Annotated in this window: 15 protein-coding genes and 2 pseudogenes; 15 read left to right on the top strand and 2 right to left on the bottom strand. The window is 38.2% G+C overall.

Annotated features, from left to right (window positions below):
- Nucleotides 1–117: 117 nt before the first annotated feature.
- The 9 genes and pseudogenes from ACFJIZ_RS17955 to ACFJIZ_RS17915 all read left to right on the top strand — a co-directional run bounded on the left by ACFJIZ_RS17955 (nucleotide 118) and on the right by ACFJIZ_RS17915 (nucleotide 7559).
- A complete protein-coding gene (locus tag ACFJIZ_RS17955) occupies nucleotides 118–420 on the top strand; it encodes an HU family DNA-binding protein (protein WP_055133196.1) in 303 nt (100 codons plus the stop codon).
- A 6-nt stretch (nucleotides 421–426) separates the two neighbouring features.
- The gene (locus tag ACFJIZ_RS17950; protein ID WP_379087161.1) at nucleotides 427–843 is read left to right on the top strand and encodes a hypothetical protein; all 417 of its coding nucleotides are present in this window, start codon (nucleotides 427–429) and stop codon (nucleotides 841–843) included.
- Nucleotides 830–1294: a tetratricopeptide repeat protein gene (locus ACFJIZ_RS17945; protein ID WP_379087158.1), complete on the top strand. Its 465-nt coding sequence runs from the start codon at nucleotides 830–832 to the stop codon at nucleotides 1292–1294. Before ACFJIZ_RS17950 ends, ACFJIZ_RS17945 begins: the two co-directional genes overlap by 14 nt.
- A gap of 248 nt (nucleotides 1295–1542) precedes the next feature.
- Nucleotides 1543–3093 (top strand): ribonuclease E/G, encoded by a 1551-nt coding sequence (locus ACFJIZ_RS17940; protein ID WP_379087155.1) that lies wholly within the window; start codon nucleotides 1543–1545, stop codon nucleotides 3091–3093.
- Between the two features lie 525 nt (nucleotides 3094–3618).
- Nucleotides 3619–4994 (top strand): annotated as a pseudogene (radA, locus tag ACFJIZ_RS17935) (DNA repair protein RadA).
- A 425-nt stretch (nucleotides 4995–5419) separates the two neighbouring features.
- The gene (locus tag ACFJIZ_RS17930) at nucleotides 5420–5890 is read left to right on the top strand and encodes a DUF4920 domain-containing protein (protein ID WP_379087152.1); all 471 of its coding nucleotides are present in this window, start codon (nucleotides 5420–5422) and stop codon (nucleotides 5888–5890) included.
- A 154-nt stretch (nucleotides 5891–6044) separates the two neighbouring features.
- Nucleotides 6045–6602, top strand: a complete 558-nt coding sequence (locus tag ACFJIZ_RS17925; protein ID WP_379087149.1) for a LemA family protein — start codon at nucleotides 6045–6047, stop codon at nucleotides 6600–6602.
- On the top strand, nucleotides 6602–7228 hold the full coding sequence (locus ACFJIZ_RS17920; protein WP_379087146.1) for a hypothetical protein: 627 nt from the start codon (nucleotides 6602–6604) through the stop codon (nucleotides 7226–7228). Before ACFJIZ_RS17925 ends, ACFJIZ_RS17920 begins: the two co-directional genes overlap by 1 nt.
- A 7-nt stretch (nucleotides 7229–7235) precedes the next feature.
- Nucleotides 7236–7559, top strand: coding sequence for a DUF3137 domain-containing protein (locus tag ACFJIZ_RS17915; protein WP_379087143.1), 324 nt, complete (start codon nucleotides 7236–7238; stop codon nucleotides 7557–7559).
- A gap of 85 nt (nucleotides 7560–7644) precedes the next feature.
- On the opposite strand, the pseudogene carB reads toward ACFJIZ_RS17915, so the two are convergent.
- Both carB and ACFJIZ_RS17905 read right to left on the bottom strand, forming a co-directional pair.
- Nucleotides 7645–10545 (bottom strand): annotated as a pseudogene (gene carB / locus ACFJIZ_RS17910) (carbamoyl-phosphate synthase large subunit).
- Nucleotides 10546–10751: 206 nt separating this feature from the next.
- Nucleotides 10752–11069: a carboxypeptidase regulatory-like domain-containing protein gene (locus ACFJIZ_RS17905; protein ID WP_379087140.1), complete on the bottom strand. Its 318-nt coding sequence runs from the start codon at nucleotides 11067–11069 to the stop codon at nucleotides 10752–10754.
- Between the two features lie 289 nt (nucleotides 11070–11358).
- On the opposite strand from ACFJIZ_RS17905, the gene ACFJIZ_RS17900 reads away from it, so the two are divergent.
- The 6 genes from ACFJIZ_RS17900 to ACFJIZ_RS17875 all read left to right on the top strand — a co-directional run bounded on the left by ACFJIZ_RS17900 (nucleotide 11359) and on the right by ACFJIZ_RS17875 (nucleotide 16598).
- Complete coding sequence (locus ACFJIZ_RS17900) at nucleotides 11359–11880, top strand: hypothetical protein (protein ID WP_379087137.1); 522 nt, start codon at nucleotides 11359–11361, stop codon at nucleotides 11878–11880.
- A 173-nt stretch (nucleotides 11881–12053) separates the two neighbouring features.
- Complete coding sequence (gene pnuC, locus ACFJIZ_RS17895; RefSeq protein WP_379087134.1) at nucleotides 12054–12668, top strand: nicotinamide riboside transporter PnuC; 615 nt, start codon at nucleotides 12054–12056, stop codon at nucleotides 12666–12668.
- The gene (locus ACFJIZ_RS17890; RefSeq protein ID WP_379087131.1) at nucleotides 12652–13179 is read left to right on the top strand and encodes an AAA family ATPase; all 528 of its coding nucleotides are present in this window, start codon (nucleotides 12652–12654) and stop codon (nucleotides 13177–13179) included. Before pnuC ends, ACFJIZ_RS17890 begins: the two co-directional genes overlap by 17 nt.
- A 335-nt stretch (nucleotides 13180–13514) precedes the next feature.
- Nucleotides 13515–14213: a carboxypeptidase-like regulatory domain-containing protein gene (locus ACFJIZ_RS17885; RefSeq protein ID WP_379087128.1), complete on the top strand. Its 699-nt coding sequence runs from the start codon at nucleotides 13515–13517 to the stop codon at nucleotides 14211–14213.
- Nucleotides 14214–14274: 61 nt separating this feature from the next.
- Nucleotides 14275–15882: a TonB-dependent receptor gene (locus tag ACFJIZ_RS17880; RefSeq protein WP_379087126.1), complete on the top strand. Its 1608-nt coding sequence runs from the start codon at nucleotides 14275–14277 to the stop codon at nucleotides 15880–15882.
- A 38-nt stretch (nucleotides 15883–15920) separates the two neighbouring features.
- Nucleotides 15921–16598 carry a thiamine phosphate synthase gene (locus tag ACFJIZ_RS17875; protein ID WP_379087123.1) on the top strand — a complete coding sequence of 226 codons (678 nt, stop codon included), beginning with the start codon at nucleotides 15921–15923 and terminating at the stop codon, nucleotides 16596–16598.
- Nucleotides 16599–16724: the final 126 nt, after the last annotated feature.

Genomic DNA, 16724 nt, shown 5'->3' with positions numbered 1-16724 from the left:
ATACATTTGATCGCAAATAAATCATCTTTTATTTTCCTATCTCATTAAAAAGCAATACTTTTGCAACCCCAAAACAGTTATAATATTTAACACTCAATAACTTAATAAATAGAAAATATGACTAAGGCAGATATTATTTCAGAAATATCAACAAAAACAGGAATTGAAAAAGTAGATGTACAGGAAACAGTAGAGGCATTTTTCAAAGTAATCAAGAACAGCATGATTGGCGGAGAAAATGTATACGTTAGAGGCTTTGGCAGTTTCGTTGTAAAAAAGAGAGCGCAAAAAACTGCTAGAAATATTTCTAAAAACACTGCGATTATCATCCCTGAGCATTTCGTTCCAAGCTTTAAACCAGCAAAAGTTTTTGTTGATAAAGTAAAAAACAACTCGAAAAAAGTTAAAGCTGAAGCTTAATCTATCATGGCAAACAAAGTCCGTTCAACACAAGTTATAATTATTGTCGCAATGCTAGCGCTTGTAGGATTTTTGTTTACAAGAGAGATCAAAGGGTTAGTGAAGCCAAAAGATGAAGCCGGTAAAGCCGCTGCAACATCAGATATGGCAGCAAATACTCCACAACTTAGTATAGAAGAGGTTTCTTCAACCGCTAAAAACATGATCAGCGCAGCGTCTGCCAAAGATATATCTGCTCTAGAACGGACTTATCAAAGTGCTTCTGGGAGTGATAAAAACAAACAGGCAACCGTACTGGCGCAAAAATGGGATGATTTAGAACAATCCATTCCTAGTGCAATGTATTTAGAGGTTGTAGCAAAAGCAGAGTCCATCATTAACCAATTGGTTAAGTTCTGGAGACCGTTTTTTGAAAGCCTTTGACAATACGCAAGACAGCTTGGTAAAACCAGTAATGCTGCAAAAAGCCAATGCTTCTTTTACGAATGCATTAGCTTTAGATTCGGCTAATATCGAAGGCAAGACTGGTTTAGGCATTACCATTGTAAATGGTATGGGTGCACCAATGCAAGGTATTGCGATGTTGTTGGATGTAGTAAAAAAAGAACCTAAAAACTTTAAGGCAAATATGAATTTAGGCATGTTTGCAATGAAATCTGGTCAATTTGATAAAGCGATTACTCGTTTCAACGATATCATCAGCAATATCAAAGCTACCCCAGATGTCTACTTCTGGCTGGCAACAGCATATGAGAGTTTAGGCAAAAACAAAGAAGCAATAGACGCTTATTTAAATAGCAAGAAATTAGCGGCCAATCCTACCTTATCGAAGTTTATTGATAAAAAGGTGGCTGAGTTAAAGAATAAACGTTAATTAACAGATTAATAAAAACATTAAAAACTTAAAATTATGCCAAGCGGTAAAAAAAGAAAAAGACATAAAATGGCTACGCACAAACGTAAAAAACGTTTAAGAAAAAACAGACACAAGAAAAAATAGGATTTTCCTATTTGTGTATTGTCCAAAAATAAACACCTGATCAATCGGGTGTTTATTTTTGGATTCCATTGTTTTTTGTCCATGTGTAATAAGGCATTGATTTGCCTTAAAATCTGTAGCTTTTGGTAAAGGAATTAATAATCGATTCGACTCCCACGGGAGTAACCATAGCTTTAATTGAAGACAAATACCTTGTAGAGCTTCATAAGGAACACATCAACAACAATTACGCCGTAGGCGATATTTATTTAGGTCGCATAAAGAAAATTATGCCGGGCTTAAATGCTGCGTTTGTTGATGTAGGTTATGAGAAAGATGCATTTCTGCATTATTTCGATTTAGGCCCACAAGTACAATCTTTAATAAAGCTTACTAAAATTAAGCGTAATGGCACAGTTAATGGAACTTTATTAGATAATTTTAAATTAGAAGCTGACATCAATAAAGCGGGGAAGATTTCCGAGATCGTCAGTAAAAATTTGATCCTACCCGTTCAAATTGCTAAAGAACCTATATCTACTAAAGGCCCAAGATTAAGCTCTGATCTTTCTATTGCAGGAAGATACATAGTTTTAGTTCCTTTCTCTAACGTCATATCGATCTCTAAAAAGATTAAAAGCAATACTGAACGTAATCGTTTAAAAAAGATTATTGAAAGTATCAAACCCAAAAATTTTGGGGTCATCATTAGAACGGTATCTGAAGGTAAGGGTGTTGCCGAATTACAAAAAGACTTATTGGATTCTGTGTCCAAATGGGAAAGCTTTGCAAAGAAGCTTCCTGATGCAGAACCTTCTAAAAGGGTTTGGGGGGAGATGGATCGTACTTCCACCCTGATCAGAGATATTTTAAATGCCGATTTTGCCAACGTTTACGTAAACGATGCAAACCTGTTCGAAGACATCCGTTCTTATGTGCACGAGATTTCGCCAGAAATGGAGAAGATCGTTAAACATTACAAACATAAAGAACCCATCTTTGAGCATTTCGGTGTAGAAAAACAAATTAAAAACGGTTTCGGTAAAACAGTTAATCTTGCTGGCGGAGCCTATTTGGTAGTTGAACATACGGAAGCTTTACACGTTATTGATGTAAATAGTGGTAATAGAACAGCTAGCAAAGAAAACCAAGAAGAAAATGCGCTTCAGGTAAATAAAGAAGCAGCTAAAGAAATTGCTCGCCAATTGAGGTTGAGAGACATGGGTGGTATCGTTGTGATCGATTTTATCGATATGCACAAACCGACCAACCGTAAAATGCTTTTTGATTACCTACGCGAACTGATGTTGCTGGATCGTGCCAAACACACCATCCTGCCGCCAAGTAAATTTGGCCTGGTGCAAATTACCCGTCAACGTGTAAGACCAGAAATGAACATCGTTACTGTAGAAAAATGCCCTACATGTGATGGTACTGGAGAGATCAAAGCCAGTATTGTGCTGATGGACGATATTGAAAGTAACCTAACCTATATTTTGCAAGAGCAGAACGAGAAGAATGTCACCCTTTGTGTACATCCATATATTGAGGCCTTCATTAAAAAGGGATTGTTCTCTTTGCAATGGAAATGGTTTTTCAAATTTGGTCAACGCATCAAAGTGAAGTCTATCTCTTCTTATCACCTTACAGAGTTCCATTTCCTTTCTTCAAAAGACGAAGAGATCAAATTGTAACATTGTATTCAAAACATTCGAAAGCCTGATTTCATTGATAGAAATCAGGCTTTTTTTGCTAAACAATTTTGTTATAGCTCTAGATAAGGCAGCCCAAAGCATGCTTTGACCCGCCCCTCAATATTAATGCTAAGTGGTTTGGTGCATATCGCACAAAGTCTCGCAAATAAACACATTGGATGTAGATGGACAACACATTTTACATTCGGGTTTACCAAGACATGTTGAAGGGTCAGGCCCATCTCCACCCATTACTTTTTTCATCTCAGCTTTACTGAGTAGGTTTGATTTGTTCATAATTTAAGTTTTAATTTAGGTTAGGTTGTTTTTTTACCACGTAAAAACATAAAACGTTGATATACACCATTTAAATTAAAAAACATTTTGTAAAAAAAGAGAAATTGAATCATGTTGAATAAAATGGTCTAATTTCATCGATCACAATCAGGCTTCTTGTTGTTTAAAACTTGATCGGGTATTGCCACAAAATAAATCTAAATTCGTATCATATAAATCTAAGATCAGTTGGCTAAAACAAAATCAGCATATTTCTGTCAAAGTTGTGGTTATGAATCTGCAAAGTGGTTGGGCAAGTGTCCATCTTGTAGCCAATGGAATACCTTTGTAGAAGAAATCGTAGACAAGGGCATTGCAAATGTCCCTACTTGGAAATCTGTAACTGGTACGCAAAAATTAAGCAGGCCCAACAAAGTTGAGGAAATCCAGAGTGCAACAGAAGACAGGACATCAACTGGCGATGCCGAACTGGATCGGGTATTGGGCGGTGGTCTTGTGGCCGGTTCTGTTACTTTAATAGGTGGTGAACCTGGTATTGGCAAATCGACCTTGATGTTACAGTTGGCCTTAAATATCGCTGGCAGAAAGATTTTGTACGTTTCTGGAGAAGAGAGCGAACAACAGATCAAAATGCGTGCAGAACGTATTACAAGCCAACCTAAAGCAGATTGTTATATCTTAACGGAAACTTCTACACAGAATATTTTTAAGCAGATAGAACAGTTGGTCCCTGAGATTGTCATTATCGATTCTATCCAAACACTCCATTCAGCACATATCGAATCTACCCCAGGTAGTGTTTCGCAGGTAAGAGAATGTACGGCCGAACTCCTCCGTTTTGCCAAAGAAACCGATACCCCAGTTTTTCTGATCGGTCATATCACCAAAGACGGGGCCATAGCAGGCCCTAAGACTTGGAGCATATGGTTGATACCGTATTACAATTTGAGGGCGATAGGCATCACATCTATCGGATATTAAGGTCTATCAAAAACAGATTTGGTGCTGCAGCAGAACTGGGCATTTATGCCATGCAAAGCAATGGGCTAAGGGAAGTTTCTAACCCATCAGAGATCTTATTGTCGCAAAGAGATGAAGAATTAAGTGGAATTACCATTGGAGCCACCTTAGAAGGCGCCAGACCCATGCTAATAGAAACGCAGGCGTTGGTAAGCATTGCCGCCTACGGAACGCCACAGCGTTCTGCTACGGGCTTTGATACCAAAAGAATGAACATGCTCTTGGCAGTACTTGAAAAAAGATGTGGTTTTAGGCTTAGTGCAAAGGATGTATTCTTGAATATCGCTGGTGGCATCAAAGTGGAAGACCCTGCTATTGACCTCTCCATCATGGCCGCCATCATCTCTTCTCATGAAGATATCTTTATCTCCTCCAAAATCTGCTTTGCAGCCGAAGTAGGTCTATCTGGCGAAATCAGGGCTGTAAATAGGATCGAACAACGGATATCGGAGGCCGAAAAATTGGGCTTTGAGAAAATCTTTATCTCTAATTATAATCTTAAGGGATTGGTAAGGGATAAATTTAAGATCGAAATCGTTACGGTAAGCAAGATCGAAGAAGTTTTCTCTTTGTTGTTTGGTTAATTTCGACAAGAACCAATACCGCCTACAACTTTGAAGTGTGGAAATTATTTACCCAACTTAAGAAAAAAAGGTTTTTATTTCCCCATCGTTACAAATCTGGATTTCTTGTTTTCAAGCAATCAAAAAATTAAATGACTAATTGTCAATCAATTATATAAAAACAGCCAGAAAATCAAGGTTTGGATATTTTATTGCCTTATATGGGTGTTCTTGTCCTGCGAATGGATAATAACAATAGGGATGATTGACCTCACTGCTTTTTAGTAGTGGGGTTTTTTTATGTTTTAAAATTATTTACAGAACATTGCTTATTTAGAAAGATTTTAAATATTTTTGCTAGAGATAAGATAAAGCGTTACACCAAATTAAAATGGACCGTGAACGAGATACCAGTTCCAATCCAACTAAAAAACAATAATAGCATTATGAAAAAAATTATTTTAAGCTTGACCTTCTGTTTATTTACAGCATTTGCATTTGCCCAAGATGCAACTTCATTTGAAGGAAAATCTTTTGGCGAAGGTGTAAAAAAGGGTGATGTGATCACCACTGCAGAAGTTGATGCCAAATTAGGAAAAGATACCAAAAAAGACATGAAGGTAACTGGCGTAGTTACTTTGGTTTGTCAAAAAAAGGGTTGTTTTATGAATTTAGCTTTGCCAAATGGCGAAACAATGTTTGTTAACTTTAAAGATTATGCTTTCTTTATGCCAAAAGATCTTGCTGGTAAAAAAGTAGTGATCGATGGTTTTGCCGAAAGAAAAGAAACTTCTGTTGAAGATTTAAAACATTTTGCTGAAGATGCCAAAAAATCAGAGGCAGAAATAGCAAAAATTACAAAACCTAAAAAAGAAATTGTGTTTGAAGCAAAAGGAGTTGTAATTTTACCGAATTAAGAAGGTTCTCCTTTTTAATATTGATTGGTTGAACCCTGCTCTCTCCGGAGCAGGGTTCTTTTTTTACTGCCATCTTGTAACAGGATCAACAATTGTACATCTATATGATTGTATTTTTTATTTATATTTAGCATAGTCTTAAAACCAACCAGCAATGATTATAGTAATCGTAATAGCAGTCGCCATTTTATTGATCGGTATTGGCTTCTACAACTCGCTAATTAGCAAAAAGAACCAAGTTGCCAATGCATTTTCTGCCATAGATGTAATGTTAAAAAAACGTTTTGACCTGATTCCAAACCTTGTTGAAACTGTTAAACAGTACATGCAATACGAGGGCGATACCTTAACAAAAATTACCGAACTGAGAGGGAAAGCCCTTGGAAGCGATGTAAGTGAAAGTGACAGGTTACAATTAGACCAGCAAATTGGGTCGGCTGTAAAAGGGCTGATGGTGAGTGTAGAGAACTATCCTGACTTAAAGGCCAACCAGAATTTTTTGACCCTACAAAGCACCTGGACAGAAAGCGAGGAACAGATTGCCGCAGCAAGAAGAAACTACAATTCATCAGTTACTACTTATAACAATGCTGTAATGATGTTTCCAGGTAATATGTTTGCCGGCATGTTGGGCTATCAACCAATGGCTGTATTAGAAACTGCCGAAGCAGAACGCAAAAACGTTAGCGCCAAAGAGCTTTTTAACAGTTAATGTCTTCAAATTTTACCATAAATCCGGCAGTAGAAAGTGTACTTGCAGATTTAGAAATCCAGCGCAAGGAAATTGTTTCCAGCAAGTTGAAAGGCTGGGGTGCTATTGTTTTGGGCATTATTGCCCTGATCGTGGTCTCCTCAACTGGACAAATGTTAATTGCCTTGATCCTTGGAGCAGCAGCAATTATACCCGGGATAGTTATTGTCTATCGGCTAGGGGAAAAAATAGGACTGTATAAAAACCGCTTCAAGAACGAAGTGATAGGCGCAGCTTTAAGCAGTGTAGACCCAAGTTTGATCATCGACCCTTATAAAGGCATACTAGAGGCTGAATTTAGGTTTTCTCAGCTTTTCAGCACCAACCCAGACCGCTACCATACCGAAGACCTGGTAAGTGGCAAAGCAGGTAAAACGAGCTTTTATTTTGCCGAGGTACATGCAGAGTATAAAACCGAAACACAAACCAAAAGTGGCAGACAGGTTCAATGGCATGATATTTTAAAAGGAATTGTATTTAGCGCCGATTTTAATAAAAATTTTAATGGGGTTACAGTGGTAAGGCCAAAGGTATCTAGGTGCTTCAATTGGTGCCTGGTTTTCAAAAAATGTATTCTCGATAGGTGATAAAAATGTGGTACAATTGGAAAACGACAGCTTTAACAAGAAGTTCGTAACCTACAGTACTGATCAAATTGAAGCAAGGTACATTTTAACCCCTTCCATGATGGAAAAAATCAATGCCTTAGATGAACGATCGGCCTATACAGTATCGGTATCTTTTGTGAACTCTAGTCTTTACATTGCCTTCCCACTCAATAAGAATTATTTTGAACCCCCTGTTTTTAAGACCTTATTGAAACCAGACCTGTTGGACGATGACATGTCTGTATTGAGTTTCATGTACGACATTATCCAAGAACTAGACCTGAATACCCGAATCTGGACCAAACAGTAACTTAATGATTGAGTTGGCCAATATTAACCAACTATATATCCTTAAATAGAAAAAGCCCTTAACATTTTTGCTAAGGGCTTTTTTATTATTTAGATAAATACATCGATTTATCTTTATATAACTTACGGAAGTAAGGTATCTTCTAAATCTTTGATGAAGCGAATAGCTTCTCCAGTAGATTTCATCTCCGGGCCTAATTCTTTGGTTACTTCTGGGAATTTATCAAAAGAGAATACAGGTTCTTTGATTGCATATCCTTCTAGTTTACGAACGATATTGAAATCTTTTAATTTGTTAACGCCTAGCATTATCCTGGCTGCGATATTGATGTAAGGTACATCGTAAGCCTTCGCTATGAATGGAACCGTACGAGATGCCCTTGGATTGGCTTCAATCACATATACTTTATCGTCTTTAACCGCAAATTGGATATTCAACAATCCGATTACGTTTAAGGCTCTGGCAATCTTTTTAGAATATGCTTCCATGTCTGCAATTACCTTTTCTGATAAACTGAAAGGCGGTAATACCGCACTTGAATCTCCTGAGTGGATACCTGCTGGCTCAATGTGTTCCATCAATCCAACAATGTGTACATCCGTTCCATCGCAGATTGAGTCTGATTCTGTCTCTTCTGCTCTATCCAAGAAATGATCGATCAATACGCGGTTACCAGGAAGGTCGCCAAGCAATTTCACTACTGCTTTTTCAAGGTCTTCATCATTGATCACAATGCTCATCCCTTGTCCACCCAATACATAACTTGGTCTCACCAATACTGGATAGCCAACTTCATTCGCTACCACAATTGCTTCTTCAGCATTTTCGGCCACACCATATTTTGGATAAGGAATATCCAATTCTTTCAATAGGTCTGAGAAGCGTCCACGATCTTCGGCAACATCCATGTCATTATAAGAAGTACCGATGATTCTGATGTTGTTCTCATGCAGTTTTTCTGCCATTTTAAGGGCCGTTTGACCTCCTAATTGAACAATCACCCCGATTGGGTTCTCTAACTCAATGATCTCGCGAACATGCTCCCAGAACACAGGCTCAAAGTATAACTTATCTGCCATGTTAAAGTCTGTAGATACGGTTTCAGGATTACAATTGATCATGATTGCCTCAAAGCCACTTTCTTTTGCGGCCAACAATCCGTGTACACAAGAGTAATCAAACTCAATTCCCTGACCGATACGGTTAGGACCAGAGCCTAAAACGATTACTTTTTTCCTGTCAGAAACAATTGATTCGTTTGTACCTAGTTCATCTCCCGTTGAAAGGGTTTCTGTACCCACCAATGAAATCTGGATTGGGCTTTCTTCAAAAGTAGAGTAGAAATATGGGGTTTGTGCCGCAAACTCTGCCGCACAGGTATCCACCATTTTGTACACTCTTCTAATGCCTAATTCTTTACGGCGATTGTAAACCTCATCTTCTGTTACGTTACCCAAAACATAGGCAATCTGTATATCAGAGAAACCTCTTTGTTTTAAGTTAAAGAAGAAGTCTTTAGGGATATTATTTAGCGAGTAACGCTTCAATTCTACTTCTAGGTTAACCAGTTCTTGAATTTGAGACAGGAACCATTTATCGATCTTGGTTACCTTGCGGATAGATTCAAGTGGTACACCCATGCTCATCGCGTCTTTGATCAAGAACAAGCGGTTCCAACTTGGGTGTTCCAAGCCATACATGATCTCTTCGATGTTTCTTTTCTGTCTGCCGTCTGCACCTAATCCAGCTCTGCCAATTTCTAAACTCTGACAAGCCTTTTGTAAAGCCTCGATAAAGCTACGGCCAATGGCCATTACCTCACCTACAGCTTTCATCTGCAAACCTAGTTCCATGTTAGCTCCTTTAAACTTATCAAAGTTCCAACGAGGGATTTTTACAATCACATAATCCAAGGTAGGCTCAAAATAGGCTGAGGTTGTTTTGGTCGATCTGGTTTTCTATTTCGTCCAAGTTGTAGCCAATGGCTAGTTTAGCAGCAATTTTAGCAATCGGGTAACCAGTTGCCTTACTTGCCAATGCGGACGAACGGGAAACACGTGGGTTGATTTCGATGGCGATGATGTCGTCATTATCTGGATTTACCGAGAACTGAACATTACATCCACCTGCGAAATTACCGATGGCACGCATCATTTTGATGGCCTGGTTGCGCATTTCTTGATAACATCTGTCTGATAAAGTCATGGCAGGTGCTACCGTAATCGAATCTCCGGTATGGATACCCATTGGGTCGAAATTTTCGATAGAACAGATAATGATCACATTGTCATTGCTGTCTCTCAACAATTCCAATTCGTATTCTTTCCAGCCTAAAACTGCTTTTTCTACCAAAACTTCGTGTGTTGGAGAGGCTTCCAGACCACGTTTTAAAGCGGCATCAAACTCTTCTTTTTTATGTACAAAACCACCTCCTGAACCGCCAAGGGTGTAGGAAGGGCGAATTACCAATGGATAACCGATCTCTTGAGCGGCTTCTTTTCCTTCTAAAAATGAATTGGCAATTTTAGATGGGGCAACACCAACACCGATATCAACCATTAACTGACGGAAAGATTCCCTGTTCTCGGTCTTCTCAATTGCTGCTACATCTACTCCAATGATCTTTACACCATGTGCTTTCCATAGTCCACGTTCTTCAGCGTCAACACATAGGTTTAAAGCTGTTTGTCCACCCATGGTCGGCAATACGGCATCAATGGTTGGTAAACTTGGAGAGTTTGCATGTTCAGTTAAAATCTGTTCTATCGACTCTAAAGTCAAAGGTCGCAGGTAAACATGATCGACCGATTACCTTATCGGTCATGATGGTTGCGGGGTTAGAATTGATGATGGAAACAGCAATACCTTCTTCTTTTAAAGAAAGTGCGGCTTGAGAACCAGAATAATCAAATTCACAAGCTTGACCAATAATAATAGGTCCTGATCCGATAATAAGTACTGAACGTATGGAGGTGTCTTTAGGCATGGGGGTTTTTAAAAAGTCTAAAGTAAAAAGTCAAATCTGACTGATAGCTGGGAGAGATCCTCTGCTATGAAATGAAAAATCCCAACTGCTCTGTCGGGATGCAAAGATAGGTTTTTTGTCTAGAAATATGACTGAATTTTTAAAATATATTACAATAAAAAAGAGGGCCTTGAAGCCCTCTTTCCCTTTTCCACACACACAACGTTTTATTGTTGCAATTTTATTTCGCCGATATCTGTTGTAGCACTATCTGTTACCGCAACATTTTCTACCGAAGCATCTTTATAAGGGGCATTTGCTTTTACCCAAACGGTATAAGTACCTTTTTTAACATTACTGAATACAAAAGCCCCGTTACTAACTTGGCTTCTTAAGGTATCTGTACCTGCAACCGCTACTACTTCTCTTGCACCTTCTGCTGGCGACACTTTACCTTGTATTCCACCTTCTTTGATTGAGCCGAATGCAAATAGACCTAATGATAAACCTGCAACAGCTAAAAAATTTAAACTCGCTCTTTTCATGACATTAATTTTTTAATTTAACTTCTATTAATTAAGCGTAAATTTCTTCCATGTTTATTTCTAACGTTCTACTATTTTAATGTTTGTCCATAAGTAACACCTCTTTAATTGGATTGTTTTATCTTTTGTATTTTTATTTTAACTAATGGTTAATGTTTTGTTGGGCCAATTGTTAAATATCCCTTCTAAAAATTCCTTATCTCTACACACTGTTGTCTTAAAATAAATACATTTTATTTTCTTTAATTTTTTAAAACCTAAACAGAGAATTATTTGTTATTGGTATTGTATGAAAAAAATATCACTTTCATTATTTGTTCTTTTAGTAGTTGTTTCGGGTTGTGCAACGGTCCAATCCATTATCAAATCTACCTTCCCCTACACGGCAACTTTGAGTATACCGGCAGAGGCAAAAAGTGGAGTTATGCTAACTACAACGAGCACAGCAAGTAGTTTCGACCAGATTTTTGGCAATCAGAGTGGTGCCGATTATATCAAAGAAGTTAGGGTTACTTCAGTAAAATTAGAAGCGATCAATCCTACAAACCAGAACTTGGGTATCTTTAAATCGGTAAAGCTCTTTATTGTAAATGGGAGTAATGCGGAAGTCATGATAGCGTCAAGAAGCGATGTGTCTGAAAATATTGGCAACAATCTTGTACTAGATATAGACAACACACGTTTTGTAGATGACTACATTAAAGGAAGTAATTTGAAAATAAGGATGGAGTACACGTTAAGGAATAATTTAACAAGTAACGTGAGTGTGAGGGCGGCAGTTAATTTTAGTTCGTCGCCAAATCCAAAATAAGATCTAAAGCATCCTCGACAATCATTTGTCTGAGGGTATTCTTCATAAATAGTTTGTTTGGTTTATTATCCGGTAGGGGTTGTTCCCTATCGGATTTTTTGTTTTCTGGCTTTTCGTATTCCAAAAATAACCTACTCCTCAATACTATTTTATACTTTTGAAACATGTTAGCCATGGCCAATGCCCTTAAAGATAGCTTAACCCAATTTGTATATGGAACTGGGGTATTAGAGTGGCTTGGTGTTTTTACAGGCATTTTATGTGTTTGGCTGGCTGCTAAGAACAACATCTGGAATTGGCCAATTGCGATCATCAGTGTATCCATTTATATTTTTATCTTTTTTGAAAGTAAGCTCTATGCAGACATGGGCCTACAGTTTTATTTTTTTGCCATGAATGCTTATGGTTGGTATTTCTGGAGTAGACAAAAAAACAATCCACAAAAGGACAGACCCATTACCCTGATCACCAGAAAAGAAATCTTACTCTCTATTATTGGTATAATTGTATTTACCTTGATCATTGGCTTGTTCTTACACCAAAACACGGATGCTTCTTTTCCTTTTATCGATAGCTTTTGTACGGCGTGTAGTCTTATTGCACAGCTATTTTTAGCTAGAAAGGTTTTACAAAATTGGTTAATTTGGATTTTTGTAGACATTATATACGTAAGCGTATATTTTGCCAAGGGCTTATATGCAACAGGTTTGATGTATGCTCTGTATATATTTATTGCTACAGTAGGTTATATAGATTGGAAGAAAATTTATCGTGAACAAAATCATTAAAAAAATAGCGATTGTTGGCCCAGAAAGCACGGGCAAATCGACCATATCACAACAACTGGCCAAGTACTACAAAGTACCTTGGGTACCAGAATATGCCCGTTATTATTGTGCTGCATTAACTGCAGACTGTACCCTGCAAGATGAAGTCAATATGTTCCACGGACAGGTTGCGCTAGAAGAGTCGGTTTTGGCAATGGCCGATACCGATTTCATTATCTGTGATACCACTTTTGTAACGGTTAAGATCTGGAGTGATGAAATGTTCGGTAAAACACCTCAGGTTGTTTTGGATGAATTGCACAAACGCCCATATGACCTTTACCTCTTATTAGACATCGATTTGCCTTGGCAGGAAGATTCCTTAAGAGATTTCCCAACTATGCGCGAACATTTTATGGAAATTTGGCATAAAGAACTACAAGCTCTAGATGCCAATTATGTAGTTATAAGAGGAATAGAAACCCGGCTACAAAATGCAATTATTGCAATTGACACTTTCCTAAAACACTAAAAAACAAGCATTAAGCTATTATTTTGGTCACAATTTCATAATATCAATCCTTTTACCTTAACTTTGTCTCATCAATAAGGGGTGCCTTGTTTTGTAAAACACAAATACAGGCTGAGATCATACCCATTTTAAGGTGAAAGGTAAAAGGTGAAAGGTAAAAGGTAGCATTAGGCTAACCTTACGCCCTAAACCCCACAACCCTAAACCTTAAATGCACCTGATCCAGGTAATGCTGGCGTAGGGATGGTTTATGGAGTTTAACTAAAGTCGGGAGTACCCCTACTGCCGGCAGGTTTAACTAAACAATTAAAAAAAAATTGAAAAAATTGAGACTTATGGCAATCCTTGCCATGTTGTTGCCTTGTTTCGCCATGGCACAAATCGTTGTTACTGGAAAAGTAAACGACAACAATCAAAAACCGCTTTCTGGAGCAAACATCAAATTAAAGAACAAAGCAACCACAGTGATTAGCGATGCGAATGGTTCTTATACCATCAGCAACCTATCGCCAGGCAAATATGTGCTGAGTGTAAGTTATGTTGGCTTTAAAACAGAAGAAAAAACTGTAGACCTTTCTTCAAACACCACCCTAAACTTTAGCCTAGAAGCATTGAGCTTCATTGCGGATGAGATTGTGGTGAGTGCCACAAGAGCTTCAAAGAACACGGGCACTACTTTTCGGAACATGAGCAAAGCCGAGTTGGAGAAAAATAATTTCGGACAGGATATGCCTTACTTACTGAACCAGACCCCCTCTGTGGTGGTCACTTCTGACGCAGGAGCTGGTGTAGGTTATACAGGAATGCGGGTCCGGGGTAGTGACGCTACCAGGATCAATGTGACCTTAAACGGCATCCCACTGAATGATGCCGAAAGCCAAGGTAGCTTTTTCATTAACCTACCCGATTTGGCTTCTTCAATAGACAACATCCAGGATCCAACGTGGTGTAGGTACATCAACCAATGGTGCAGGTTCTTTCGGAGCCAGCTTAAATATCCAAACCACTACCCGAAGAGATTCAGCTTATGCTGAGCTCAACAATACTTATGGTTCTTTCGAGACTTGGAAAAACACGGTTAGCGTAGGTACAGGTATGATCAACAATAAGTTCAGTTTTGATGGTCGTTTATCAAGGATCAAATCAGATGGATACATTGACAGGGCAAGTTCAAACTTAAAATCGTTCTTCTTTTCTGGTGCTTATTATGGCAAAAAGGATTTATTGAGGATGAATGTGTTTAGTGGCACCGAAAAAACATATCAGGCTTGGAATGGTGTAGGTGAAGATATGCTGAAAATCAATAGAAGAAATAACGATTTCACTTATGATAACCAGACCGATAATTATCAACAAGACCATTACCAATTATTCTATACCCGTAATTTAAGTCCAAAATTAGTAGCTAACGCCGCTTTACATTATACCTATGGCCGTGGTTATTATGAAGAGTATCAAGAACAACAAACCCTTGCCGATTATGGAATCGCTCCTTTAGTAATTGGCAACAGTACAAAAACAGAATCTGACCTAGTGAGACGCTTATGGTTGGATAATGATTTTTATGGCGTAACCTACTCCTTAAATTATACCCCAAAGAAGGAGCTGAATTTTATATTGGGCGGTGCTTACAACGAATTTAAGGGCAGACATTTTGATGAGGTCATCTGGGCACAATATGCCAACTACGACGCCAGTAAATCATTGCGTCATAGATATGATGACAACGATGCTTTCAAAACTGATTTTAACATCTTTGGTAGGGCAAATTATCAAATTGATCAGTTTAGCTTCTTTGCCGACCTACAATATCGCAGGGTTTATTACTCTTATTTTGGGAAAGACCTGAACAATGGTATGGCACAACAAAATGCTACACTTAACTTTTTCAATCCAAAAGCAGGGATAACTTATACCATCAATGCTAAAAGTAACATCTATGCATCGGTCGCTATTGGGAATAAGGAACCAAACCGAAGAGATTTTACAGATTCGAACATCGACAGTAGGCCGCAGCCAGAACATTTAACTGACATAGAAGCTGGTTACCGCATACAAGCTACCAACTTTACTGCAGGGATAAATGGTTTTGCCATGTTATATAAAGATCAGTTGATCAATACTGGAGAGCTGAACAATGTTGGCGGACAGACCCGCCAAAATGTAGCTGATAGCTACCGTGCAGGTATAGAATTTGATGGCCGTTTACAATTGACCAAAACCCTGTCATGGGCTGCAACGGCTACCTTTAGCCGTAACAAGATCAAGGAATTTACAGAGTATATTTATGATAAAGCAGACAAGACAAGAAAGACTTTTGTAAAAAACACCTTCCAAAACACCGATATCTCTTTCTCTCCTTCGTTGATCATGTCGAGTGAAATTGCCTATAAGCCAATCCAAAATGCGGAAATTGCTTTCATCAGCAAATATGTAGGCAAACAATACTTGAATAACCTTTCAGATGATGGACAATCTTTATCCAGCTTTTTTGTAAACGATATCCGTTTAAATTATCAAACGGCCTTTACCGGAGTTAAAAATGTTGGCTTAAGCCTCTTGGTAAACAACGTGTTCAACACACTTTATGAAAGTAATGGTGCTTCTTATCCTTCTTTTTCAAAAGGAGAAGTGAGTCGTTACAACGTTTATTATCCGCAAGCTACCCGTAATTTTTTATTAAGTTTGAGCTTAAAGTTCTAACGATTGCCTAAAATAAGGTTAAACATTTGAACTCCCTGATGCAGATTAAACTCTTCATCAGGGAGTTTGATTCAAGAGGTAGCATGAAAAAATTCATTGAAAAACTCCATTTCATCACACATGATATAGCGCAGTATACGCATATTGAACAGGCACAATTGGCTTGCGAAGCTGGTGCAAAATGGATCCAATATCGTTGTTTAAGTAAAACAGATGATGAACTTTTAACAGACATTAACCAGATTGCGGCCATCTGCGATGATTGGGGTTCGACTTTGATCGTTACCAATCATACTCATCTTAAAGGCCAAGCAGATATCCAAGGTTTTCATATAGAAGACCTAGATGCAGACTTTATCGCCCTGCGCAATCAGATCGGAGAAGAATTTACTTTGGGAGGTTCTGCAACTACAATTGAGGGCTTGATGAGATTGGCTGTTGAAGGCGCCGATTATGCTGGCTTTGGTCCATATTCCACCACGACAACCAAACCCAATTCCTTTCCGTTAATAGGGATAAAAGGTTATACTGATGCTGCTAATGCGTTAAAGACGGCAAATATAGACCTGCCAATCTTGGCCGTTGGTGGCATTACTTTACCTGACGTGACGACTCTTTTGCAAACTGGTATTTACGGCATTGCTGTTTCTTCGGCCATAGCCCAGTCTGAAGACTTGTATGAAGCCTATCAAGATTTCTATAATGAAATAGATTAAATTCAATAACCAAGGAGATGAAAATCTCATTCTCAACAATTTGAACAGCACCTCAAACATTGTAGTTAAAATCAGGTCATTTTATGATTGTCAACAGGTTTCAACAAATCCAAGAGCTTATCTTTG

Source organism: Pedobacter sp. UC225_65, assembly GCF_042698365.1.
In the GTDB taxonomy this organism is placed as follows: domain Bacteria; phylum Bacteroidota; class Bacteroidia; order Sphingobacteriales; family Sphingobacteriaceae; genus Pedobacter.
Note: the sequence above shows the minus strand (reverse complement) of the source record. Positions and strands in the feature narration are given on the sequence as shown.

Coding starts and splice junctions, on each gene's coding strand:
- ACFJIZ_RS17955 (WP_055133196.1), top strand. CDS start 118: ATGACTAAGGCAGATATTATTTCAGAAATATCAACAAAAACAGGAATT.
- ACFJIZ_RS17950 (WP_379087161.1), top strand. CDS start 427: ATGGCAAACAAAGTCCGTTCAACACAAGTTATAATTATTGTCGCAATG.
- ACFJIZ_RS17930 (WP_379087152.1), top strand. CDS start 5,420: ATGAAAAAAATTATTTTAAGCTTGACCTTCTGTTTATTTACAGCATTT.
- ACFJIZ_RS17925 (WP_379087149.1), top strand. CDS start 6,045: ATGATTATAGTAATCGTAATAGCAGTCGCCATTTTATTGATCGGTATT.
- ACFJIZ_RS17920 (WP_379087146.1), top strand. CDS start 6,602: ATGTCTTCAAATTTTACCATAAATCCGGCAGTAGAAAGTGTACTTGCA.
- ACFJIZ_RS17905 (WP_379087140.1), bottom strand. CDS start 11,069: ATGAAAAGAGCGAGTTTAAATTTTTTAGCTGTTGCAGGTTTATCATTA.
- ACFJIZ_RS17900 (WP_379087137.1), top strand. CDS start 11,359: ATGAAAAAAATATCACTTTCATTATTTGTTCTTTTAGTAGTTGTTTCG.
- pnuC (WP_379087134.1), top strand. CDS start 12,054: ATGGCCAATGCCCTTAAAGATAGCTTAACCCAATTTGTATATGGAACT.
- ACFJIZ_RS17885 (WP_379087128.1), top strand. CDS start 13,515: ATGGCAATCCTTGCCATGTTGTTGCCTTGTTTCGCCATGGCACAAATC.
- ACFJIZ_RS17880 (WP_379087126.1), top strand. CDS start 14,275: ATGATCAACAATAAGTTCAGTTTTGATGGTCGTTTATCAAGGATCAAA.
- ACFJIZ_RS17875 (WP_379087123.1), top strand. CDS start 15,921: ATGCAGATTAAACTCTTCATCAGGGAGTTTGATTCAAGAGGTAGCATG.